General features: G+C 62.1%; 20 protein-coding genes. 14 read left to right on the top strand and 6 right to left on the bottom strand.

Translation table 11 applies throughout. The features are described 5' to 3' along the window. The first annotated feature begins 29 nt into the window (after positions 1 to 29). Genes grxC through ACTIGF_RS03505 form a run of 3 tightly spaced genes read left to right on the top strand, consistent with a single transcriptional unit; the run spans position 30 to position 1560 of the window. Positions 30 to 296: a glutaredoxin 3 gene (grxC, locus tag ACTIGF_RS03515; protein ID WP_022700293.1), complete on the top strand. Its 267-nt coding sequence runs from the start codon at positions 30 to 32 to the stop codon at positions 294 to 296. Further along, positions 293 to 1135, top strand: a complete 843-nt coding sequence (locus ACTIGF_RS03510; protein ID WP_439635555.1) for a carbon-nitrogen hydrolase family protein — start codon at positions 293 to 295, stop codon at positions 1133 to 1135. Before grxC ends, ACTIGF_RS03510 begins: the two co-directional genes overlap by 4 nt. Further along, complete coding sequence (locus ACTIGF_RS03505; RefSeq protein ID WP_439635554.1) at positions 1132 to 1560, top strand: DUF1178 family protein; 429 nt, start codon at positions 1132 to 1134, stop codon at positions 1558 to 1560. Before ACTIGF_RS03510 ends, ACTIGF_RS03505 begins: the two co-directional genes overlap by 4 nt. A gap of 3 nt (positions 1561 to 1563) precedes the next feature. Here the strand turns inward: ACTIGF_RS03505 and ACTIGF_RS03500 are convergent, their stop codons facing one another. Then, complete coding sequence (locus ACTIGF_RS03500) at positions 1564 to 2277, bottom strand: ZIP family metal transporter (RefSeq protein ID WP_439635553.1); 714 nt, start codon at positions 2275 to 2277, stop codon at positions 1564 to 1566. A 10-nt stretch (positions 2278 to 2287) separates the two neighbouring features. Then, positions 2288 to 3052, bottom strand: a complete 765-nt coding sequence (ubiG, locus tag ACTIGF_RS03495; protein WP_439635552.1) for a bifunctional 2-polyprenyl-6-hydroxyphenol methylase/3-demethylubiquinol 3-O-methyltransferase UbiG — start codon at positions 3050 to 3052, stop codon at positions 2288 to 2290. A gap of 169 nt (positions 3053 to 3221) precedes the next feature. On the opposite strand from ubiG, the gene ACTIGF_RS03490 reads away from it, so the two are divergent. The 5 genes from ACTIGF_RS03490 (at position 3222) to ACTIGF_RS03470 (ending at position 9575) form a co-directional block, all read left to right on the top strand. Next, positions 3222 to 4457, top strand: coding sequence for an aspartate kinase (locus ACTIGF_RS03490; protein ID WP_439635551.1), 1236 nt, complete (start codon positions 3222 to 3224; stop codon positions 4455 to 4457). Between the two features lie 98 nt (positions 4458 to 4555). Continuing rightward, positions 4556 to 6862 (top strand): phosphoenolpyruvate--protein phosphotransferase, encoded by a 2307-nt coding sequence (gene ptsP / locus ACTIGF_RS03485; RefSeq protein WP_439635550.1) that lies wholly within the window; start codon positions 4556 to 4558, stop codon positions 6860 to 6862. A gap of 75 nt (positions 6863 to 6937) precedes the next feature. Next, complete coding sequence (locus ACTIGF_RS03480; RefSeq protein ID WP_439635549.1) at positions 6938 to 7813, top strand: helix-turn-helix domain-containing protein; 876 nt, start codon at positions 6938 to 6940, stop codon at positions 7811 to 7813. Between the two features lie 103 nt (positions 7814 to 7916). Beyond that, positions 7917 to 9059, top strand: a complete 1143-nt coding sequence (gene ispG, locus ACTIGF_RS03475; protein WP_439635548.1) for a flavodoxin-dependent (E)-4-hydroxy-3-methylbut-2-enyl-diphosphate synthase — start codon at positions 7917 to 7919, stop codon at positions 9057 to 9059. A 96-nt stretch (positions 9060 to 9155) separates the two neighbouring features. Beyond that, a complete protein-coding gene (locus tag ACTIGF_RS03470) occupies positions 9156 to 9575 on the top strand; it encodes an MAPEG family protein (RefSeq protein ID WP_439635547.1) in 420 nt (139 codons plus the stop codon). Here ACTIGF_RS03470 and ACTIGF_RS03465 read toward each other — a convergent pair. Beyond that, entirely contained in the window at positions 9572 to 10822 is a 1251-nt protein-coding gene (locus ACTIGF_RS03465; RefSeq protein WP_439635546.1) for a serine hydrolase domain-containing protein, read from the bottom strand. The genes ACTIGF_RS03470 and ACTIGF_RS03465 overlap by 4 nt on opposite strands. 98 nt (positions 10823 to 10920) lie before the next feature. On the opposite strand from ACTIGF_RS03465, the gene ACTIGF_RS03460 reads away from it, so the two are divergent. Beyond that, on the top strand, positions 10921 to 11265 hold the full coding sequence (locus tag ACTIGF_RS03460; protein WP_439635545.1) for an ArsC/Spx/MgsR family protein: 345 nt from the start codon (positions 10921 to 10923) through the stop codon (positions 11263 to 11265). A 24-nt stretch (positions 11266 to 11289) separates the two neighbouring features. On the opposite strand, the gene ACTIGF_RS03455 is transcribed toward ACTIGF_RS03460, so the two are convergent. Then, complete coding sequence (locus ACTIGF_RS03455; protein WP_439635544.1) at positions 11290 to 12426, bottom strand: hypothetical protein; 1137 nt, start codon at positions 12424 to 12426, stop codon at positions 11290 to 11292. 182 nt (positions 12427 to 12608) lie between these two features. Here ACTIGF_RS03455 and ACTIGF_RS03450 point away from each other — a divergent pair, with 182 nt between their 5' ends. Continuing rightward, positions 12609 to 13193, top strand: a complete 585-nt coding sequence (locus ACTIGF_RS03450; RefSeq protein ID WP_439635543.1) for a TIGR00730 family Rossman fold protein — start codon at positions 12609 to 12611, stop codon at positions 13191 to 13193. On the opposite strand, the gene ACTIGF_RS03445 is transcribed toward ACTIGF_RS03450, so the two are convergent. After that, positions 13190 to 14122, bottom strand: coding sequence for a tetratricopeptide repeat protein (locus ACTIGF_RS03445; RefSeq protein WP_439635542.1), 933 nt, complete (start codon positions 14120 to 14122; stop codon positions 13190 to 13192). The two genes, ACTIGF_RS03450 and ACTIGF_RS03445, sit on opposite strands and share 4 nt — an antisense overlap. Positions 14123 to 14254: 132 nt before the next feature. Here ACTIGF_RS03445 and prfA point away from each other — a divergent pair, with 132 nt between their 5' ends. From prfA to ACTIGF_RS03430, 3 genes are all read left to right on the top strand, one after another. Continuing rightward, positions 14255 to 15328: a peptide chain release factor 1 gene (prfA, locus tag ACTIGF_RS03440; protein WP_439635541.1), complete on the top strand. Its 1074-nt coding sequence runs from the start codon at positions 14255 to 14257 to the stop codon at positions 15326 to 15328. A 5-nt stretch (positions 15329 to 15333) separates the two neighbouring features. Further along, positions 15334 to 16182, top strand: coding sequence for a peptide chain release factor N(5)-glutamine methyltransferase (gene prmC, locus ACTIGF_RS03435; protein WP_439636643.1), 849 nt, complete (start codon positions 15334 to 15336; stop codon positions 16180 to 16182). A gap of 215 nt (positions 16183 to 16397) precedes the next feature. Beyond that, positions 16398 to 17054, top strand: a complete 657-nt coding sequence (locus tag ACTIGF_RS03430) for a DUF4167 domain-containing protein (RefSeq protein WP_439635540.1) — start codon at positions 16398 to 16400, stop codon at positions 17052 to 17054. A 76-nt stretch (positions 17055 to 17130) separates the two neighbouring features. On the opposite strand, the gene ACTIGF_RS03425 is transcribed toward ACTIGF_RS03430, so the two are convergent. Further along, positions 17131 to 18207 carry a glycosyltransferase family 4 protein gene (locus ACTIGF_RS03425; RefSeq protein WP_028284528.1) on the bottom strand — a complete coding sequence of 359 codons (1077 nt, stop codon included), beginning with the start codon at positions 18205 to 18207 and terminating at the stop codon, positions 17131 to 17133. A 669-nt stretch (positions 18208 to 18876) separates the two neighbouring features. Between ACTIGF_RS03425 and putA the strand changes: the two genes are divergently transcribed. Then, a complete protein-coding gene (gene putA, locus ACTIGF_RS03420) occupies positions 18877 to 22020 on the top strand; it encodes a bifunctional proline dehydrogenase/L-glutamate gamma-semialdehyde dehydrogenase PutA (protein WP_439635539.1) in 3144 nt (1047 codons plus the stop codon). Positions 22021 to 22077: the final 57 nt, after the last annotated feature.

The raw sequence follows: 22077 nt of genomic DNA, 5'->3' as shown, positions 1-22077 counted from the left end.
GGACTGACACAAATCAAGGAGGGCCTGACATGGCCGTCACCCTGTATACTCGCCCCATGTGCCCGTATTGCGTGCGCGCTGTTTCGCTTCTCAAAAAGAAAGGCGTCTCGTTTGAAGAGATTGACGCCGGCTTTGATGTGAAGAAGAAAAAGGAAATGGTGGACCGCGCCAACGGCGCCCGGACCTTCCCGCAAATCTTCATCGGGGAGACCCATGTGGGCGGTTGCGACGAGATGATGGCGCTGGAGCGCGCGGGCAAGCTCGATGATCTGCTACGCACTGAAGGAGCGCTATGAGCGCGATTAAACTTGCTTTGATACAGATGCGCTCCGGCACCGATCCGGAGCGCAATCTGGACGACGCCGAAGCGCTGATCCGCGAAGCGGCGGCTTCTGGCGCGAAGTTCGTCCTGACGCCTGAGACCACCACGCTGGTGCAGAAGGACGCCGAACGCCTGTTCGGCCAGATCCATACCTCCGATGTGGAGCCCGCCATCGTGCGCTTCGCCGATCTGGCGGATTCCCTGGGCATTGATCTTCTGATCGGCTCCATGGCGCTCAAGGGCGGCGCGAAATCTGACGATGGTCGCGACCGCGCGGTCAATCGCTCGCATCTCTTTGGCCCCGATGGCGCGCTCAAAGCCTGCTATGACAAGATCCACATGTTCGATGTGGCGCTGGGCGGCGGCGAGACCTATTCAGAATCCACCAATTACGCGCCGGGCGACCGGGCCGTGCTGACTGAAGCGGCGGGCGGAAAGCTGGGGCTGACCATTTGCTATGATGTGCGTTTCGCGGCGCTCTATCGACGCCTCGCCCAAGCGGGCGCCCAGATGATCTCGGTCCCGAGCGCCTTCACCCGCCCCACGGGCCGTGCGCACTGGGAGACCTTGCTGCGGGCCCGCGCCATCGAGACCGGTAGTTTCATTCTGGCGCCGGCTCAGGGCGGCAAGCATGAGGACGGGCGCAAGACCTGGGGGCACTCCATGGTGATCGGGCCCTGGGGCGAGATCATCGCCCATCTCGATCATGATGAACCGGGCGTGCTTCATGCCGAGATCGACCTTGATGAGGTCGCGTCCGCGCGCAGTCGTATTCCCTCGCTCGGCAATGACCGGGAGTTCACCGGGCCATGATCCGCTACGCCTTGTCTTGCGCGGACGGGCATGAGTTTGAGGCCTGGTTCCGCAATTCAGACGATTACGACCTGCAAAATGACCGCGGCCTGGTCGAATGTCCGTCCTGCGGCTCGCTCGAGATTTCAAAACAGCTGATGGCGCCGTCAGTGCGCACCTCGCGCAAGACCGAAGCGACCGCCAACAGCGCGCCTGACTTTGCGACACTGGCGCGGCAGGTGCAGGCCCATATCCGGTCCAATTTTGATTATGTGGGCGAGCGCTTCGCCAGCGAGGCCCGCGCCATCCACAAGGGCGATGCGCCCGAGCGGCTGATTTATGGCGAGACGACCGCTGAAGAGCGCGAGCAGCTGAGCGAAGAAGGCGTGCCGTGCGCGCCCTTGCCCGAACCCTTCGCGCCGACGCCGCCCAAGAAGGCGAACTAGGCGCTATAGAAACACGTCCCCCGCCAGCCCGAGCGCGAAGCCGAGCACTGCGCCGAGGGGCGGGGCCCAGCGTCGTTCGAGTTTCACCTCCGGCGCCACGTCCTGAAACGTCAGGAACAGAACGCCGCCTGCGGCGAACACCATCAAAAACCCAAGGACCATGGGGTTGGGCGCGAAGATCAAGACGCCCAGGATCGCCGCGATCGGTCCCAGCAGCGGCATCAGCAGATAGGGCGCATAGGTTTTCATCGCAGGTTCGTCGCTGCGGGCGGCGCGTTCCCGATAGGCGTTGAAGGCCTCGGGGAAGTTCTGCAATCCGATCAGCAGCGCCAGCAGCAGGCCCGCCGGCGCCCCGGTGGCCAGCATGGCGCCGAGCGCGATCGCTTCAGGCAGATAGTCCACCAGCATAGCCATGAGCTGGCCCATGCTTTGGCCGCTGCGCCCGAGCGTGCGGTCGATGAAGAAGAAGCTGATCCCGCCCAGGATGAAGGCGAGCAGCGCCATCCAGCCCGGCATCAGCGCCACGCCTTCAGGGATCAGAACCAGCGCCACAGCGGCGATCAGCACGCCGCCGCCAAAGGCGACCACCCCATGGCGCAGCTCGCCTGACATCCAGTTGGGGTGGATTTTGTCCCACAGCGCCAGACCCGCGCCGAGCGGGATGGTCGCCCCCGCGATCAGGGCGTAGAGGACGGCCTGGATCAGAGTCTCCGACACGCCAGGCGTCCTAAGCCGGTTTCTCGGACGCCATCAGATAATTCACGCCTGAATCTGATGAGATGAAGAAAATGTCTTTCAGAGGATTATAACTCACGCCTACGGGTTCCATCAGCTTGAGCCCTTCGGCCTTGAGCGCTTTGCGCACTTCCTGGGGTTTGACGAGCTTGCTGAAGCGATGGGTGCCGCGCGGCAGCCAGCCCAGCACGTATTCCGCGCCGAAAATGGCGGTGGCGAAAGCGCGCGGCGTGCGGTTGATCGTGCCCACGATCATCATGCCGCCGGGCTTCACCATCTTCGCGCAATCACGCAGGAAGGTGTCAGGGTTGGCCACGTGCTCGACCACTTCGAGATTGAGCACCACGTCAAACTGCTCCGGGCCGCCCTCTTCAAGCAATTGCTCGGCGGTGCCGTGGCGGTAATCAATGGTGAGGCCGTTTTCCTCGGCATGCACCAGCGCGGTCTTGATGTTGGCTTCTGCGGCGTCCACCGCCGTCACGGATGCGCCCAGTCGGGCGATGGGTTCGGAAACCAGTCCGCCGCCACAGCCGATGTCGAGCACCTTGAGGCCCTTGAGCGGTTCCGCGCCGTCAGTATTGAAGTGTCGGCTCAGCAGCTCGCGGATATAGGTCAGACGCGCCGGATTGAATTTGTGCAAGGGCGCGAATTTCGACTTCGGATCCCACCATTCGCCGGCGATGCGGGAGAATTTCTCGACTTCCTCGGGATCAATCGAGGGCGTGGACAACTGGGTCGGGGCTTCGGCCTGGGCCATGATGGGCTCCTTCGCATCCCGGCGGAGAACAGCAGATGCGCATTTGCGCTGGTTTCGCCGGTTTTGTACCTATTGCGCCGCAATATGGTCTCATCTCCCGCGATTATCGAGCCCGTTGCGCCGCAGAGCGCCGTTCTGCCGCTGATTGCCGTGTGTCTGGAGGATGTTAATGGCTACGCCCCGTCTTGTGCTGAAATTTGGCGGCACCTCCATGGCGAACCCCGAGCGCATTGCGCACTCCGCCTCGATCGTCGCCGCCGAGGCGCGCCAAGGCAAACAGGTGGCCGTCGTGGTGTCCGCCATGGCGGGCGAGACCGATCGCTTGCTGAGCGCGGCTGAAGCGCTGGGCGGCGGGCTCGGCGAAGTTGAGACCGATACGGTTCTGGCGGCGGGCGAGCAGGCGAGCGCGGCGCTGATGGCGCTGGCGTTAAAGCGCGAGGGCTTTCAGGCGCAAGCCGTCATGGGTTGGAGCCTGCCCATCCTGGTGGAAGGCCCGCCGGGCAGCGCCAAGATCACCGATATTCATGGCGAGTCCCTTGATGAGATGATGTCTGTGGGCGTGATACCGGTGGTCGCCGGCTATCAGGGGCTCAATGCGGACGGACGTCTCGCCACGCTCGGGCGCGGGGGCACGGACCTCAGCGCCGCGGCGGTTGCGGCCGCAGTGGGCGCCGAGTGCGACATCTACACCGATGTGGACGGGGTCTTCACCACCGATCCGCGCATCGCGCCAGAAGCCGTCCGGGTCGAGCGTATCAGCCATGACGCCATGCTGGAGCTGGCGGCCATGGGCGCGAAGGTGCTGCAGACCCGCTCGGTGGAATACGCCAAGGCGAAGGGTGTGACTTTACGTGTGAAGTCGAGCTTCCTGCCGGCCGGGACGAGCGCGGGCACTGAAGTCACGCCGGAGGTGGAGATCGCGGAAAAGCGCATCGTGTCGGGCGTCGCCTATGTGCGAGATCAGGCGCGCGTGTCGCTGCATGGCGGCGAGGGGCCCCAGGCGGCCGAGTTGTTGTTCGCCGCGCTTGGGGAGGCGGATGTGGATGTGGACATGATCGTGCAGGCCCGCGCCCGCTCGGGCGGCTCGGTGGTGGAGTGCTCGGTGGCGGGGCGCGATCTGCCGCGCGCGCTGGCGGCGGCGGAAAACGCCGCCCGCCCCAATGGTCTGGAGGTTCGTTCTGAAACCGGTCTCGCCAAGGTGTCGGTCGTGGGCACGGGATTGCGGGGCCGCGCGGATGTGGCGCGCACGCTTTATGGCGTGCTGGCGCGCGAAGGCATCGCCGTGCGGATGACCGCGACGAGCGAGATCAAGATTTCCGCGCTTGTGGATGCAGACCTTCTCGAACACGCAGTGCGTGCGTTGCACAGCGCCTACAGGTTGGGGGCGGCGCCGTCGAAGGCTTGACGAACCCCCCTCAAACATTGCCTCTATCCCCCGAAACCGGACTCAGGCGGGCGCGTTCCGCCTGCTGCGGCCCCAGACAGGATGCCTGACAGATCGCTATGACGCCTCAAAGCCTGTCCACGACCGTGCGCGGCCCTCGCCGTTTGCTCAGCCGTATCCGCGACCTGATGGCGGCCCAGGAAGATGCGCAAAAGCGTCTCGACCGGCTGACCGACATCATTGCAGAAGAGACCGGCGCGGATGTGTGCTCGATCTATCTGATGCGGCCGTCAGGCGCGCTGGAGCTGTCAGCGACCCATGGCCTGGACCCGTCGGCTGTACACCGCGTGCGCCTGCACGCCGGTGAAGGTCTGGTGGGCGAAGTGGCGCGTCGGGCGCGGCCCTTTACGGTCGAGGATGCGCCCTCTCACCCCAGCTTTTCCTACAAACCGGAAACCGGCGAGGAGCCGTTCAAGAGCTTTGTGGGCGTGCCGATCCTGCGCGGCGGTCGTCTGGTGGGCGTGCTGACGGCGCAGACTGTCGCGGTGCGTCCGACAACTGAAGAAGAGATCGAAACGCTGCAAACCGTCGCCATGTTGCTGGCGGAAATCGTCACGTCAGGCGAACTTGTGCAGGCGGAAGCCTTCTCCGAACTGGAAGTGCGGCTGTCCAAGCCCGAACGGTTTCAGGGTCTGGCCCTGTCTGCGGGCGTGGTGCGCGGCGTAGCGGTGAAACACGAGCCGCATGTGCTCTCCACCCGTCTTGTGGCCGATGACGCGGATGCGGAAGAAGCGCGCCTGAACGAGGCGGTGACGCGTTTGCGCCGGTCTGTGGACCAGCTTCTGGATTCCGGTCGCGTGCCCATCGGCACGCCATCGCGCGAAGTACTCGAAACCTACCGCATGTTCGCCCATGATCGGGGCTGGCTCAATCAGCTGGGCGAGGCGATCCGGGCCGGTCTGACGGCGGAGGCGGCGGTTGAGCGGGTTCGGAACGAACATCGTGCGCGCCTGATGAAAGCGCGTGATGCGCACTTTCAGGAGCGCCTTCACGATCTTGAAGACCTCGCCAACCGTTTGCTGCGACATCTGGCGCGGACGGAAGAGATCCAGGACGACAGCCTGCCCGAGAACGCGATCATCGTGGCGCGTTCGGTCGGGCCGGCGGAACTGCTGGAGTTTGACCGCTCCCGCCTTGCCGGCATCGCCGTCGAGGAAGGCTCTGTCACCGGGCACGCCGCCATTGTCGCCAAGGCTCTTGGCATTCCGATGGTGGGGCGGCTCGAGGGTGCGCTTGACCGGGTTGAAGAGGGCGACAGCGTCATTCTGGACGGTGAGTTCGGGCTTTTACACGTGCGCCCCAATGACGAGGTGAGCGCAGCCTATGGCGAGCGGATCGCCATGCTGGCCGAACGACAACGGGCGTTCGAGCATTTGCGCGATGCGCCTGCGAAGACCCTGGACGGCCAGTCGATGACGCTGGGCATGAATGCGGGTCTTCTGGTCGAGATGAACCGTCTTGAAGATACAGGCGCGTCAGGCGTGGGGCTCTTCCGCACGGAATTTCAGTTCATGGTGGCCGATACGCTGCCGCGGCTGAGCGCGCAGATCGAGCTTTATAAAGCGGTGTACGATGCGGCGGACGGCAAGCCTGTGGTGTTCCGCACGCTTGATCTGGGCGGCGACAAGGTCACGCCTTTCATCCCCTCCATGCGTGAACCCAACCCGGCCTTGGGCTGGCGGGCGCTGCGCATGGGGCTCGATCGGCCTGCGCTGACCCGATACCAGCTGCGCGCGCTGGTGCGCGCCTCGGGCGGACGCACGCTCAATGTGCTGTTCCCGATGATTTCAGTCGCTGAAGAGCTGGCTGCGGCGCGTGACGTGTTGGAACGTGAGCTCGATCTGGCGCGTCGGCACGGACATGACACCCCTGATGAGCTGCGTGTCGGGCTGATGCTGGAGACGCCAGCGGTGGCGTTTGCGCCGGACGCCTGTCTGGAGCTGGCGGATTTCGTGTCGGTCGGCGCCAATGATCTGATGCAGTATTTCTTTGCGGCGGATCGTCAAAATCCACGCGTTTCAGACCGGTATGACCCGATAAGCGCGCCAGCGTTACGGTTATTTAAGGATGTTCGGCAAGCGTGTGACGCTTACGGCAAACCTGTGAATGTCTGTGGTGAACTGGCGGGCCAGCCGTTTGAGGCGTGCGTCCTGGCGGCGCTGGGATATCGTAGTCTGTCGATGGCGGCGGGATCTATCGGACCGGTCAAGCAAGCATTGGCGGGATGCGATCTGAGTCTTTTGACGCCCTGGCTGGATGCTGAAATCCAGCAGGGCTCCAAAATCGGGGGCTCATCCTTGCGCGATCGGATGCGAGCTGCTGGAAAAGAAATCGGACTGCCGCTAGAAGTTGTTGATAAAAACTAAAGCATTTGGTTGAATAGTCTTGAGTGAGGCTGGGGCGCCACACTTATGAGGGGAGCGTCCACTGTGACGCAGGAAATGGCGAACGCGAAGATGCGCGATTACGAACCAACGTCAGATGATTCAGGCTATGTGCCTGTTGACGCAGTGTTCAGCGCGCCCGCACCGGCGCTGGAAGGCGTCAGCTTGGGCGAGCGCCTGCGGCTGAGCCGGACTCACGCCGGACTGACCTTGGACAGCGCCTCCGCCCGCACCCGTATCAAACGTGATTATCTGGACGCTCTTGAAGCGATGGATTCCCGCGGCCTGCCGTCAAAGGCTTATGCCGTGGGCTATCTGCGCACCTACGCCGCCTTTCTGGGGCTGGACGTGGCCGATTGCGTGCGTCAGTTCAAAGAAGAAGTGGATTGCGACGCCGGTCGCGGCGAGCCGACTGCGCCGCAGGAGCGTCGTGAGATCAAGCTGCCGCGCGGCCTTGTCGGCGCCGTGCTCATTCTGGGCGGCGTGGTCGTCGCAGCGGGCTGGTACGGCAATTACGTGACCCGCGCTGAAGCGTTCGCTGGCGCAGCGGCGCCCATGGACGCGCTGATGCGCGCCGAAACCCCGCTTGTGGAGCTTGAAAGCTCCGGCGCGCCGACCCGCGCCGCAATCTGGTCAGGCCTGCCTGACGCACATGCGGGCAATACGCTGGTTCTTGAAGCGGGCGGCCGGGTGGATATCGAAGTCCGCGACGCGTCGGGCCGTATTCTCGCTGCGCGTGAGCTTGAGCCGGGCGAGCTGTATCGCGCGCCGGACGAGCCGGGTTTGACCATTTCGACCAATGACGCCGGCGCGGTTCTGGTGCGGGCTGCCGGACGGCCCATGGGCCCGCTGGGCGAGCCTGGACAGGCCGTGGACAATATCTCCGCCGCCGAATTAGTGCTCACGGCGCTGCGTGAAGCGGACGCCGGCTAGCTGCTGCAGCTGAGACAGCCTCGGCCTGCGGGGCTCGCTTAACCGCATTCCAGCGCTTATATCCCTGTCAGACTGAAACCCTGCTCCAAGCGAGGCGGCGATCATGGCGGTTGAAGATCACACCAAAGTGCGGCCCTGGCGGATGATTGACCGCCGCAAGAGTCGCCAGATCCATGTGGGCGATGTGGCTGTGGGCGGCGATGCGCCGATCTCGGTGCAGTCCATGACCAACACGCTCACATCTGACGCCAACGCGACCATCAATCAGATCCGGGCGCTGGAAGAGGCGGGCGCGGACATTGTGCGCGTGTCCTGTCCGGACACAGACTCGACCGCCGCCTTCAAGACCATCGCCAAGGCTGCGAAAGTCCCGCTCGTCGCTGACATCCATTTTCACTACAAACGCGGCATTGAAGCCGCTGAGGCGGGCGCCGCCTGCCTGCGGATCAATCCGGGCAATATCGGCTCGATGGACCGGGTGCGCGATGTGGTTCAGGCCGCGCGCGATCATGGCTGTTCGATCCGTATCGGGGTGAACGCCGGCTCGCTGGAGCGTGAGCTCCTCGAGAAGTATGGCGAGCCTTGCCCGGACGCGATGGTGGAAAGCGCGCTCAATCATGCGCGCATTCTCGAAGATCTCGATTTTCGCGAATACAAGATTTCGGTGAAGGCGTCGGACGTCTTCCTGACCGTGGCGGCCTATCAGGCGCTGGCGGAAGCCACCGACGCGCCCTTGCATCTGGGCGTCACGGAAGCGGGCGGCCTGCGCACCGGCGGGGTGAAAAGCTCGATCGGCATGGGCTCCATGCTCTGGGCCGGCATTGGCGACACCATCCGCGTCTCGCTCTCGGCGGATCCGGTGGAAGAGATCAAGGTCGGCTATGACATCCTAAAATCCCTGGGGCTGCGCACGCGCGGCGTGAACATCATCGCCTGCCCAAGCTGTGCGCGGCAGGGCTTTGACGTCATCAAGACCGTCGAGGCGCTGGAGCATCGGCTTGAGCATATTTCCGAGCCGATCTCGCTCTCCATTATCGGCTGCGTGGTGAACGGGCCGGGCGAAGCCGCCTATACGGACCTGGGGTTCACCGGCGGCGGCAAGGGTTCGGGCATGCTCTATTTCGCCGGTCAGGCGGATGAGAAGGTCTCAAACGACACCATGATCGAGCGCATCGTCGAAGCGGTTGAGGACAAGGCCGCCAAGATGCGCGCCGAGCGCGAAGCGTCCGAAGCGGCGGCGGAGTAGGCGCCAGCGCCTGAAATCCTCTTTACCTGAACGCCCGGCTTGCGCTTAGCTTTCCCCCGAGCCGCCCCAAGAGCGGCCTTCAAGGGGAGTTCCAAGATGTTTCAATCCATGATGACGCCGGTTCTGATGCTGGCGAGCTGGACCATGGTGATGTGGTTGTGGATGTACGCCACCCGCATCCCCGCGATGCAGAAGGCCGGGATCAAACCCGCCGAGCTGAAGGAAAAGTCCCAGCTCGACGTGTTGCCGCGCTCGGTGCGGCAGGTCGCGGATAATTATAACCACCTGCATGAGCAGCCGGTCGTCTTCTACGCACTGGCGACCTACAGCCATCTGGTCGGCGTGGCGGATCCGCTGAATGTGGGCCTGGCCTGGGCCTATGTGATCCTGCGCGTCGCGCACAGCATCTTCCAGGCGACGATCAATTTCATTCCGGTCCGGTTCGCACTCTTCGCCCTGTCGAGCGTGGTTCTGATCGTGATCGCGGTGCGCAATCTGCTGGCGTTGATGGCCTAGTCCGGCGGCCGGGCGTTCTCGGGCGTCCGGCCGACCACCTCGGCGAACAGGCGCGTGATTTCTGGCTCCACGCTTGAGAAATCACTGAATTCATCGGTTTCGGTATTGATGTTCACCGCTGCGGCGATGCCCAGCTCAGGGTAGAGGATCAGCCAGCTCATCGCGCCGCGGCTGACCCCGCCATGATGGACGATACGAACTGGCGCCTCCTCGCCAAAGCGGGAGATGCTTTGCGGGTTCACCCGCCAGCCGAGCGCATAGCCCTCTTCATTCACCTCACCTGAATTGAGGCGCATCGGCGTCCAGAACCGCTCGCGCGTGGCTTCGGAAATATAGTCGTCATCGAGCCAGGCGCTGGCGACCTGCACCAGATCGATCGAGCGCGCATATAGCCCGCCGCTGGGCCAGCGCTGGCTGACATTCACCGCGCCGCGCGGGCGGATCTGTCCGTTGCCGCGAGACTGGTAGAATTGCGCCACATGCTCCGGTGTCGGCCCAGCATTGGCGCGAACGGGCGTGGCAAGATCGAGGGGCGTGCGGATCTTGCGGTCCAGCAAGCTGGCATAGTTTTCACCCGTGGCGCGCTCGGCCATGACCGCCGCCAGCACAACATCGAATGAGGTATAGTAATAGGCCTCGCCCGGCTCAGACAGCAGGCGCGCATCATCCACCAGCTCCAGGCTGTCTTCCACCTGGTCATACTGGCGCTTCATCCGCAGGGTTTCATAGGCGTCCGGCCAGTCAGAATTGTTCTCGTATCCGGGAAAGCCCGCGGTATGGGACAGAAGCTGATCGAGTTCGATCTCCAGCCAGTCTTCATTCGGGGCGTCGGGGAAATGGGCGCCGACCGTGTCGTCCGGGTCAAGAACGCCTTGGTCCACAAGCCGAGCGATTACGGTCGCGGTCATGGCTTTGGAGGTTGAGCCGATCCGAAACAGGGTGTCCGGCGTGGCGGGCGTCTGGGCCTCTACATTCGCCCATCCTGCGCCTGCCGACCAGACCAGTTCGCCATCAATGGCGACAGCAGCCGTGACGCCAGGCACGCCAAAGCGCACGCGCATGGCTTCCAGTCGTTCCGCCGCCACAATCCCCGCGGTTTCAAACTGCGGGGAGAGACTATCCACCGTCACAGCTGGTGCGTCCGGCATGGCTTTCCAGCCCCATTGCGTGCTGATCAAGACCCAGCTCGCTATGATCAGGACGAGGCCCGCCAGCAGCTTCATTCCGGTTTTCACAATTGACGGCATGCTCTCCCCCGCATCGTCCCAAGACTGCGCGCTCACCCTTGCCCATATCGTCTGACCGGGCGATGAACATTTCCGTTTACGACAAAAAGGGATGAGCGATGACCCGCGTTTACGGACTCAAAAACTGCGATACCTGCAAGAAGGCTGTGAAAGCCATGCAGGCGAACAGCGTCGCGCATGAGTTTGTGGATATCCGCACCGAAGCGGATCTGGCGGATCGCGTCCCGGTCTGGCTTGAGGCCGTGGGTTCGAAAGCGTTGATCAATACTCGGTCCACCACCTGGCGCGGCCTGGATGACGCGCAACGCGCCCGCGCCGATACTGATCCGGCGGCGCTTCTGGTCGAAAACCCGACCCTGATCAAGCGCCCGGTTATCGAAGCTGGCGAAGCGGTGACGGTTGGATGGTCTGATGTGATCGAGCAGGGGCTGACGTCACGCTGACGCCAGCCCGCACAGGCTCGGTTGTTAGAGCTGGGTAATGCAGCCTATGAGCGCCACGACGCCGCCGCGGGCGTCATTGACGGTGGATTCAAGCCGCAGATCCTTCTCGGTCCGGGCGATATGAACTTTGCGTCCATTATACATGTCCCGGAAGAGGGCATCCATGTCGCTCGGAGCTTTGTCCAGCGTCTTGATATTGGTGCCATTGTCATTGGTGTACGGCACAGCGAACTGGAGCGCGACCCTCAGATCGGACTTTTCCTTGGACGTAAAGACCATCACGCCCTCTGACCCGCGGAATCCGAAATTACGGTCTGCGAAAAAGACGCCGGCGCACACTGAATTATCCGGATCGCCTGGTGCGAAGAAGAAGCGCGATTTGAGCTGGACTTTGGGAGAGTCCAGATCCCCGGTCTCATTGTCCTGCATGAACGACTTCATCTCGCCATGGGCCATGTAGAGATCAGAGCCGCTATCGCCGTCCAGCCCTTTGCGCCAGTTGTTGACGACGAAATTCTGGTCGGTGTTGTTCAGAACAATGCCCAGGATCTTCTTCGGGTTCTCAAGCAGCAGGTAAAGCAGGAAAGCGACCAGAATAACGACGACGGTCGCGATGGCTGTTTTCATCCCCAGTGAGGTCACGCCGATCTTCACCGCACCGAGAAGCGCAGAGCCGGCGCGCAGCGCCTTGATCGTGTAGAACGCCATCGGCACGCCCACCGAGATCAGTCCGCCCGAGACGATTTCGATGGCCAGAGCGCCTTCGCTTTTGGCCGCCGACATGTTCTCGAACCGCTTGGTCAGCGTGAAGACATAGTCATAAAGGTCCTGGCCTCGATACGTGGCCATGACTTCAGCATTGTGTTCGGAGACGACGTAATTGGGTTCGATTTCGACGGCGTCGCCTTTAGCTTTCAGCAGGTCTTCAAATTCGGGCGCCAACGTCGACGGCTCTTCATTGCTGTCTTGCTCGGCGCGCGAAACCTGTTCCACCGCCGCTTCGATCAGCATGGCTTGAGCCGTACGGCGTCGTTCGGAAAGGCTGAGCGCCGGGTTGGTCAGGATCAGGTCGAGCCTGATCCCGTAACGGGCGTTCAAACGCTCGATGACCTGCATGGCGAAGTCTGCAGGTTGTAGGTCTCCATGATGTTCAATATGCATGATTTGTCTCCCTCTGCGCGCATTATGCGCTATCAGGAGTCGTATAACTTTGAGTCGCGAAACACAATTCATAAGCGAAAAATTCTCTTATTTGGGGAATTTCATCGTGTCTGCAGTGCATGAGGTCGGCTATGCGTACAAAAGACTTTCCGCGTCCCGGTCGCGGCGCTAAATCCCTAGACATGAAAAAATCTATCTGTGTGTATTGCGGCTCCAATCCGGGCGCCGCACCCGAATACGCCCAGGCCGCGCAAGCGGTGGGCGTAAAACTGGCTCAAAACGACATCCGTCTGGTCTATGGCGGTGGTCAGGTTGGGCTGATGGGCCTTATGGCGGATGCCTGTATCGATGCAGGCGGCCAGGTCTACGGGGTCATTCCCGACTTCCTGCATCAAAAAGAGATCGCCCATCCGCGCGTTCAGGACATGCATATCGTCCCGTCCATGCATGAGCGAAAGCTGAAGATGGCGGACGCGTCAGACGCCTTCATCGCCATGCCCGGCGGCATCGGCACCATGGAGGAATTGTTTGAGGTCTGGACCTGGTCCCAGCTGGGGCGCCACGAAAAGCCGGTCGGCGTGCTCAATGTGAACGGCTATTATGACAAGCTGCTCGAATTCATCGATCACATGACCGGGGAAGGCTTTTTGATGGACAAGCATCGCGCCATGCTCATGCGCGGCGAGACCATTGAAGAGCTTCTGGAACAATTTGAAGCCTTCGAGCATCCCGGCATGATCGCCACGCTGGCGGCGGGACAGGTCTAGTCCGCTTCCGCATCCGGGTGCTTTTCGTAACTGACGGTCGGTTCTCCAACCACATCAATGCCGGTCGCACGCCGGGCTATTCTGTTTGCAAGCGGAACGTCTGCTTCAAACCCGCGTGCCGATGAGTGCAAGCGTCGGCTGATATGAGCCAGGCCTTCAATGTAGCACAGCTCGGCGCTCCGCAATTCCAGCTCGACCCTGTTGTCCGCATAGTCGGACAAGTCCTCACCTGGAGCCGGGGGGAGGAGGGCGAGGGTCAGCATTGCGATCGGGTCTTCAGCTTCGACGGCTGTGTTTAGAAAACTGCGTGCGGCCGGATAGTCGATATTCTGGCCGTAATATCCGAATGCGTATGCCGCGCCGACTTCTGAATTTGCGACAATGTGGCCGTTCTCAGCCGCTGCGAGCAGCCATTCAAACCCCATCTGGTCACTCACCTCATCGCTTCGATTGCTGTGACCGGATAAATAGCCATAGGCGAGGTCGAACATGGAGTCAGCGTCTCCGTTTTCGGCTCGCTCGACGAGTGCGATTGGCGCCGCCTCCCCCTCATTCCAATACAGGCTCCGCTCAGTCGGCCAATCATACTCACTGACCTCAGAGAGCGCCTCATTGGTGCAAAGCAGAAGATTTTGGACCCTGGCCTGCCGTTCCTCAGTCGGCTCTGGTTCCGCCCATGGAAGGATTATGAAGCCGGGATTGCTGGGGAGGAAAGTCTCGATCCTGTTCTGCGCCAGATGCTGGGGCAGACCATAACCATCATATGAGTAGCAGCCGCCAATGACTCGGCAGTACATGAGCTCCAGCAACTGAGGAAACGTGCTCCGTTCACGCACGGTCCTCTCACTACGCTCATGTCGAGGCGCGAAGAGGCCGATCATGACGATCGCAGCCAGAATCAGACCGCATAGCGTCAGCACGATGCGCACTCTATTCTCTCCCTCGGAAAATTCCCCTCGCGAGCATTCTCCTGAACCGCGTGCGTCCATCAAGGGAAATCTCCCCGGTCGTGCAGCCTCACCCCCTTTCCAAATCCTCTTGCCGGGCGTAACTGATCAAACATGAGTATTCAGGACGCAAAACTGGACCAGGTCATCGACCGGTTCGATCAGGTCGAGGCGCGTTTGGGCGCCGCCGCTGATCCAGAAGAGATCGTTTCGCTTTCCAAAGAGCACGCCGAACTCAAAACGGTGGCCGAGAAGGCGCGCGAGTTGAAAACCGCGCGAGACAGCCTTGCGGAAGCCGACGCCATCATCGAGGACGGCTCGGACAGGGATATGGTCGAGCTGGCCGAGGAAGAGCGCCAGGATCTCAGAAAGCGCCTGCCGGAACTTGAGCGGGACTTGCAGCTTCTGTTGATCCCCAAGGATCGTGATGACGACGCCTCGATCATGATCGAGATTCGCGCCGGCACGGGCGGCGATGAAGCGGCGCTGTTCGCGGGTGATCTGTTCCGCATGTATGAGCGCTACGCCTCCAATCAGGGCTGGAAGGTCGAAGTGGTCGAAGCCAGCGAGGCGGAAGTCGGCGGCTACAAGGAGATCATCGCTTCGGTGAAGGGCCGGGGCGTGTTCGGCAAGATGAAGTTTGAATCCGGCGTCCATCGGGTTCAGCGCGTACCGGTCACAGAATCGGGCGGCCGTATTCACACCTCCGCCGCGACGGTCGCCGTGCTGCCCGAGCCTGAAAATGTCGAGATCGAAATCAAGGACGAAGATCTGCGCATCGACACCATGCGGGCTTCCGGCGCGGGCGGTCAGCACGTGAACAAGACTGAATCCGCAGTGCGCATGACCCACATTCCCTCCGGCATCGTCGTGGTCAGCTCCGAGAAATCCCAGCACCAGAACCGCGCCATCGCCATGCAGGTGCTCAAGACGCGCCTGTATGAAAAAGAGCGCCGCGAGAAGGACGAAGCCCGCGCCGCCGAGCGCAAGGGCCAGGTGGGGTCGGGCGACCGGTCCGAACGCATTCGCACCTATAACTTCCCCCAGGGGCGGGTCAGCGATCACCGCATCAACCTCACGCTCTACAAGCTCGACGAGATTCTGTCCGGCGACGCTTTGGATGAAGTCATCGACGCGCTGCTCGCCGAGGACCAGGCCGCAAAACTTGCGGCGATGGAAGACGCTTGAGCGGGGTGACCCGGGCTGCGCTTGTGCGGGCTGCTGCTGAACGATTAGGCGCGGCGGGGCTGGATGATGCAGCCGATGAAGCGCGGCGCTTGCTGCTGGCGGTCAGCGATCTGAGTCCGGCGCGCTTGCTGACCGAGATGACGCAGCCCATGCCCTCTGAGGAGCGCGAACGGTTTGACGCGTTGGTGACGCGCCGCGAACAGCGCGAACCGCTGTCGCACATTCTCGGCGTCCAGCCCTTCTGGACGCTGGAGCTGAAAGTCACCCGCGATGTGCTGACCCCGCGAGCGGACACCGAGACGGTGATCGAAGCAGCGCTCGCCGCCTTTCCGGATCGATCGACGCCTTTGCGGATACTCGACATTGCGACAGGGTCGGGCGCGATCATTCTGGCTTTGCTGAGCGAATTTCAGAACGCCTCGGGACTGGCGACCGACCTGAGCGAGGCGGCGCTGAAGGTCGCGGCGGAGAATGCGGCGCGCACCGGATTGAGTGATCGCGTGCGCTTTCAGTCCGGCAATTGGGCGGATGGTGTTTCGGACGCTTTTGATCTCGTGGTCTCAAACCCGCCCTATATCGCGACCGATGTGCTTGAGACGCTGGAGCCGGAAGTCCGGGTTTTCGAGCCTCGGTTAGCGCTTGACGGTGGCGTGACCGGATTCGGGCCCTATCCGCATTTGTTCGCCGAGGCCGCGCGACTATTGAAGCCTGGCGGGTTGGCTTTGTTCGAGATCGGGTACGATCAAGGGGCCATGGCGCGGCAGGCGGCGCGTGAAGCTGGCGCTCAAGAGGTCAGCATCTTGAAGGATTTGGCCGGAAATGACCGGGTTGTCAGCCTGAACTTTCCACTCTGAGCGCATGTGCGTGCAGAAAAGTGTTGGAATCTGCCTGCACCTGCGTCTAGGGTGCGGACAAGTCCAGCGGGTGATGCATGTCGGGGCAGGGGCTGTCCTGATTCGATTACCGAGCGCCCCGCTGACCGATCGGCCCACACGCTATCGAGTTCGGACGCAATCTTGATTGCGCTCGCGCAGATAGACGCGAATTTCGCGGTGTCGTGTCGGCCTCAATGGTATCAACAACCCGAAAAGAGATCAGGTTCTTGAACATGAAGCGTCAACGCGGACGAGGGCGAAAGCCCGGATCGCCCAGCAACCGCTCGTATGAGAGCAATGGGCCGGACGTAAAAGTTCGGGGCGCCCCCTCTCATATCTACGACAAATACATGCAGCTCGCCCGCGATGCTTCCTCCGCCGGGGACCGGGTGATGGCTGAAAACTATTATCAGCACGCCGAGCACTATCTGCGGATCGTTCAGGCCAACCAGCCCAAGCGTGATGAGCGTGAGGACAATAACGGCAATCAGGACGACGCTGACGGGGCTGATGAGGCCGCTGAAGGTCAGAACGACGCCGGCTCTGACAACGCTTCCGGCTCCAACCAGGCTGAGGAAGCGCCACGCCAGCGCCGTCCGCGCGGCCGTCGCCGCCGGGACGAACCGTCCGGCAGCGATGATCCGCTTCAGGTGGTTGATCCTGAAAGCTCGGGCGCATCGTCTTCTACGCCTTCTGAAGAGGGCGATAGCCAGCCTTCGACCGAAGAGAAGCCGAAAAAGCGTACGCGCACCCGTCGCCCGAAAGCGGATGTGGACGCCCAGAAAGCGCTCGACGCGGCTGATGGCGAAGGTGAGAAACGCTCATCCAAGGATGCAGGCGAGGCGGCCTGAGCCGTTCAGACCTGATGCACGAAAAAAGGCTGGAGCACTGCTCCAGCCTTTTTTGTATTCAGAAGCGATGCCCTGATCAGCCGCGGCGGCCCAGCCGACGCAGGCGGCGCCAGAAACGGCGGCGCTCGGGACGGGGCTGGGGTTTGAGATTCTGCACGAACTCCTCCGCGCACGACCGCCAGGAGTATTTCTCGGCGTAGGCGCGGCAGTCTTCGCGCTTCATTTCCAGCGCTTCAAGGCAGGCTGTTTTCAGGTCGTCATTCACAGATCCTGCCTTGGAGCCTGGAATGATGTCCTTGGGACCGTTCGCCACATAGGCGGCGACGGGCGTTCCGGTGGCCATGGATTCCAGGATCACCAGCCCGAATGTGTCGGTGAAGCTGGGGAAGACCATGACGTCGGCGTCCGCGAAATGGCGCGCCAGTTCGTCGCCTGACTTGTTGCCGGTGAACACGACCTCGGGATATTTCTTTTTCAGCTCTTCAAGCTGGGGTCCGGGGCCGACGATGACTTTCGTGCCGGGCAGATCAAGATCGAGGAAGGATTCGATGTTCTTCTCGACGGCCACACGGCCGATATAGACGAAGATCGGACCCTGAAGTCCCTCATAGACGCTTTCCCCGCCCATATGGCGCTTGTCAGGGTGGAACAGCTCGGTGTCCACGCCGCGCGCCCAGGGGGTGATGTTGTTGAAGCCGCGCTCGGTCAGCATGTCGCGCATGGACGGGGTGGCGACCATCAGCCGGTTGCCCGAATTGTGGAAGCGCCGCATGAACCAATAGCCCGCCGAGATCGGAATGAACGGCAATCGCGCATTCACATACTCGGGGAACTTGGTGTGATAGCTGGTGGTGAAGGGCAGCTTCCACTTCAGACATATCGCCCGTGCGGCCTGGCCCAGAGAGCCTTCGGTGGCGATATGAATCGCTTCGGGCTCGAACGCCTTGAACCGGGCTTCCAGATCCTTGCGGGCGCCAACCGCCATCTTGATCTCGGGATAGGTCGGCAGCGGGAAGGTTTTAAACCCAAGGCCAGGGTGAATCACCTCGACCTCATGGCCCATGGCGCGGCACTCTTCCACAGTGCGTGAAAGCGTCCGGACGACGCCGTTGACCTGAGGCTCCCACGCATCGGTGACGAGCAGTATGCGCAGCGGAGCGCTTTCCTCCATGGGACGGATCTCCAGAACCTTGTGTCTCTTCGCGCCGGTTTAGCGTGTTTTAGCCGTTTGTCGAAGGGCTGTCGGCGCCAGACGCGCTGGCATAGGGGCTTTGGGTGAGGTTTTGCCGGTGTCGTGGAACGATGGCGGCGTCCGGTCGTTGGTAAAGTGAACAAGCCTTGTCTGCGCGAACGCAGCGCAGCGCGGGCGAGGGCTGAAATTATCAAAGGAGGATGTGTCTGCAGGCGGCGGTCCGCCAAAAAATCAGACTTTGCAGATTTCGCGTGGAAAGCGGGGCGTCATTCCGTTGTATACACGTCGAGATAAATAGATTTTCAAAACTATACAAAGACTTGCGAATTGATTGAAATAGAAAATTTCGATTGTGAGGCGTGGCTGGTTCAAGATTGCTGTCATTAAAATCTGCGAGGAAGTAAAGCTGAGGGGGCAAATGTGACCGGTGCCCTGTAGTTGAAAATACTAAAATCAACTTATATATTTTCAGCTCAAAATAAATTCTATTCAGTCATGCTGCGGTGCGACGCTGTGCGGACTTGTACTGATTTCTAATAGCGGGACTTGAATTCTATGGCTTGAGCAAGCATTGTCATGGATGACAGGGCCGGATGCGCCGGCCGCTCTGGGTTCGAGAGGCTTTCGACCATGCGTGATTGGACAGACGTGAATATCGATTGGGACGTTTTGGACGGCGAGAAATTCGCTGATGAACGTCAGGCGACCCGCCTGCTGGATGATGCTGTGGGCCTGAGCCCGCAGGCGCGCCAGGCGGCGGGCGATGCGGCGATTGATCTGGTCGAGCGCGCTCGCGCCACCCGCCATGGCGGCGGGTTGATGGAAAGCTTCCTGCAGGAATTCGGTCTCAGCAATAAGGAAGGCCTGGCGTTGATGTGCCTGGCTGAAGCCTTGTTGCGCGTGCCGGACGCAGAGACCGCAGACGCACTGATCGCCGAAAAGATCGGATCGGGGTCCTGGGTCGAACACGCGTGGAAATCTGATAACTGGCTGGTCAACGCCTCCACCTTGGGGCTGATGATGACCGGCTCCATCCTGAAGGTGGACAAGGGCGCGCAGAAAAACCCTGGCGAGTACTTCAAGCAGATGGCCAGCCGCCTCGGTGAGCCGGTGATTCGAACCGCTACGCGCCGCGCCATGCGCATTCTGGGCGAGCAGTTCGTTCTGGGCCGCACCATTGAAGGTGCGATCAAACGTGGTCGCGGGTGGAAAACCTATGGCTCGGTGAAGCCGCTGTTCAGCTTTGACATGCTGGGCGAGGGCGCGCGCACCGATGCTGACGCGCAGCGCTATCAAAAGAAATATCTCGACGCCATCAAGGCGGTCGCCGCCAAACGCCAGACGGGCGGCGTGGAAGATGTGGACGGCGTGAGCGTCAAGCTGACGGCGCTGCACCCGCGCTATCTGGCGGTCAAACAAGACCAGGTGATGGACGAGCTGTACCCGCGGGCGCTGGAGCTGGCGCAAGCGGCGAAAGCGGCGGATCTGGGCTTCAGCCTGGATGCCGAAGAGAGCGACCGTCTGGTTATTCAGCTGAAGATTTTCGACAAGCTGGCGCGTGATCCCTCACTTGCGGGCTGGGACGGCCTCGGCATCGTGATCCAAGCCTATCAAAAGCGCGCCTCCGCAGTGCTGCAAAAGCTCATTGAGCTGGGACAGGATTGCGGTCGCCGGTTCATGGTGCGCCTGGTGAAAGGCGCCTATTGGGATACCGAGATCAAGTTCGCCCAGATGAACGGCCAGCCCGATTTTCCGGTCTGGACCACCAAGCCGGCGACCGATCTCAATTATCTGGCGTGCGCCCGTCTGATGCTGGCCGCGCCGGACGCCATCTTCCCGCAATTCGCCACGCATAACGCACACACCTTGTGCGCCGTGCGTCAGATCGCGGCCGAGACCGGCAACCCGCCTTATGAATTCCAGCGCCTGCACGGCATGGGCGAGCCGCTTTACGCCGCCGCCGCCGAGGCGTTCCCCGATCTGGGCGCCGTACGCGTCTATGCGCCCGTGGGCAGCCATGAAGACCTGTTGCCCTATCTGGTGCGGCGCCTTCTGGAGAACGGGGCGAACACCTCGTTCGTTCATGCGTTCCTGGATGAAGACGTGCCCGCCGCAGACGTGGCCAGCGGCCCGTTCAAGGCGGCCCCGACCCTGGACCGGCACCCCTTCATCTCCATTCCGCCCAAGCTCTATGGCCCCGCGCGCCTGAACTCCAAAGGGATGGACCTGACGCAATCGGCTGTGCGTGAGCGTCTGGCGGACGCACAAGCGGCGTTTGACGCCGATGCGCCCTATCCCTGCGGGCCGATCATCAATGGCGAGGCGCTGACCGATTGGGGCGCGCCGATGACGAGCCCCGCCGATGAGAGCTTCCAGGTCGCGACCTTGCATGAATCCACGGAAGACGATGTGGAGCGCGCCTACAAGGCGGCGCGAGACGCCCAGCCAGGCTGGAACGCCAAGGGCGGTCCGGCGCGCGCAAAAATCCTGCGCGATATGGCTGATAGCCTGGAAGCGAACACCGACCGCCTGCTCGCCCTGATGGCGCGGGAAACCGGCAAGACCTTGCTGGACGGCGTGGCGGAAGTGCGCGAGGCCGTGGACTTCCTGCGCTATTACGCTGTCGAAGCGGAGACCAAGTTCGGCGAGCCGGTGCGGCTTCCCGGTCCTGCGGGCGAGACCAACCATCTGGGCCTGGGCGGGCGCGGCGTCTTTGTCTGCATCAGCCCGTGGAACTTCCCGCTGGCGATCTTCACCGGCCAGGTGGCGGCGGCTTTGGCGGCAGGCAATAGCGTGCTGGCCAAACCTGCTGAACAAAGCCCGCTGATCGCGTTTGAAGCGGTCAAGCTCTATCTCGAGGCCGGATTGCCTGAAGGCGTGCTGCATCTGATTCCCGGCGACGGGAAGATCGGCGCGGCGCTGACCGGGCTGCCGGGTGTGGACGGGGTCGCGTTCACCGGCTCCACCGATGTGGCGCGCATCATCAACCGGACGCTGGCGGCCAAGGACGGCCCGATCGTGCCGCTTATCGCCGAGACGGGCGGCCTGAATGGTCTGTTCGTGGACACCTCCGCTCTGCACGAGCAGGTTATCGATGATGCGATTCTGTCCGCCTTCGGGTCTGCGGGGCAACGCTGCTCGGCCTTGCGCTTGTTGCTGATCCCCGACGAGATCGGCGATCATCTGATCGATGGCCTGAAGGGTGCGATGGATATGCTCAAGCTGGGCGATCCGGCGGACGCGTCCACGGATATCGGCCCGGTGATCGACGCAGACGCCTATTCCATGCTCGAAAGCCATGTGGAGCGTATGGCCTCTGAGGCCAAAGTGCTGCACCGCGCGCCGCTGAGTGACGAGCTGGCGGCCAAAGGGCGGTATTTCTCGCCGGCCCTGGTGGAGATCACCTCCATGGATCAGCTGACCGATGAGAAGTTCGGCCCGATCATGCACGTGCTGCGTTACAAGCGGTCAGAGCTTGAGACCGTGGCGCGTCAACTCGCCGACAAGGGCTATGGGCTGACTTTGGGCGTGCACAGCCGCCTGGATCGATTCGCCGAGCGGGTGCGCGCGATCGTGCCGGCAGGCAATTGCTATGTGAATCGCAACATCACCGGCGCGGTGGTGGGCGTGCAACCCTTCGGCGGCGAAGGCTTGTCAGGCACGGGCCCCAAAGCGGGCGGCCCCCACTATATCTACCGGTTCGCATCCGAGCATACGGTCACCATTAACGTGGCGGCGCAGGGCGGTGATCCCGAACTTCTGTCTTTGGGTTAACCCGACCGCCAATAGGGGCATCGGCGCTCTCGCCAGATATCCACAAGAAACCGCATT

The sequence above is a fragment of the Oceanicaulis sp. genome (assembly GCF_051859625.1).
Taxonomy (GTDB): domain Bacteria; phylum Pseudomonadota; class Alphaproteobacteria; order Caulobacterales; family Maricaulaceae; genus Oceanicaulis.
The sequence above is the reverse complement of the archived record's forward strand: the minus strand, read 5'-3'. Positions and strand labels throughout refer to the sequence as shown.

What these genes read in the sequence shown, in the direction of transcription:
- ptsP (WP_439635550.1), top strand. Translation starts at nt 4,556, where the DNA reads ATGACGCCTCAAAGCCTGTCCACGACCGTGCGCGGCCCTCGCCGTTTG.
- ubiG (WP_439635552.1), bottom strand. Translation starts at nt 3,052, where the DNA reads ATGGCCCAGGCCGAAGCCCCGACCCAGTTGTCCACGCCCTCGATTGAT.
- ACTIGF_RS03465 (WP_439635546.1), bottom strand. Translation starts at nt 10,822, where the DNA reads ATGCCGTCAATTGTGAAAACCGGAATGAAGCTGCTGGCGGGCCTCGTC.
- ACTIGF_RS03455 (WP_439635544.1), bottom strand. Translation starts at nt 12,426, where the DNA reads ATGCATATTGAACATCATGGAGACCTACAACCTGCAGACTTCGCCATG.
- ACTIGF_RS03480 (WP_439635549.1), top strand. Translation starts at nt 6,938, where the DNA reads ATGGCGAACGCGAAGATGCGCGATTACGAACCAACGTCAGATGATTCA.
- grxC (WP_022700293.1), top strand. Translation starts at nt 30, where the DNA reads ATGGCCGTCACCCTGTATACTCGCCCCATGTGCCCGTATTGCGTGCGC.
- putA (WP_439635539.1), top strand. Translation starts at nt 18,877, where the DNA reads ATGCGTGATTGGACAGACGTGAATATCGATTGGGACGTTTTGGACGGC.
- ispG (WP_439635548.1), top strand. Translation starts at nt 7,917, where the DNA reads ATGGCGGTTGAAGATCACACCAAAGTGCGGCCCTGGCGGATGATTGAC.
- ACTIGF_RS03490 (WP_439635551.1), top strand. Translation starts at nt 3,222, where the DNA reads ATGGCTACGCCCCGTCTTGTGCTGAAATTTGGCGGCACCTCCATGGCG.
- ACTIGF_RS03470 (WP_439635547.1), top strand. Translation starts at nt 9,156, where the DNA reads ATGTTTCAATCCATGATGACGCCGGTTCTGATGCTGGCGAGCTGGACC.
- ACTIGF_RS03450 (WP_439635543.1), top strand. Translation starts at nt 12,609, where the DNA reads ATGAAAAAATCTATCTGTGTGTATTGCGGCTCCAATCCGGGCGCCGCA.
- ACTIGF_RS03430 (WP_439635540.1), top strand. Translation starts at nt 16,398, where the DNA reads ATGGTATCAACAACCCGAAAAGAGATCAGGTTCTTGAACATGAAGCGT.
- ACTIGF_RS03510 (WP_439635555.1), top strand. Translation starts at nt 293, where the DNA reads ATGAGCGCGATTAAACTTGCTTTGATACAGATGCGCTCCGGCACCGAT.
- prfA (WP_439635541.1), top strand. Translation starts at nt 14,255, where the DNA reads ATGAGTATTCAGGACGCAAAACTGGACCAGGTCATCGACCGGTTCGAT.
- ACTIGF_RS03460 (WP_439635545.1), top strand. Translation starts at nt 10,921, where the DNA reads ATGACCCGCGTTTACGGACTCAAAAACTGCGATACCTGCAAGAAGGCT.
- ACTIGF_RS03505 (WP_439635554.1), top strand. Translation starts at nt 1,132, where the DNA reads ATGATCCGCTACGCCTTGTCTTGCGCGGACGGGCATGAGTTTGAGGCC.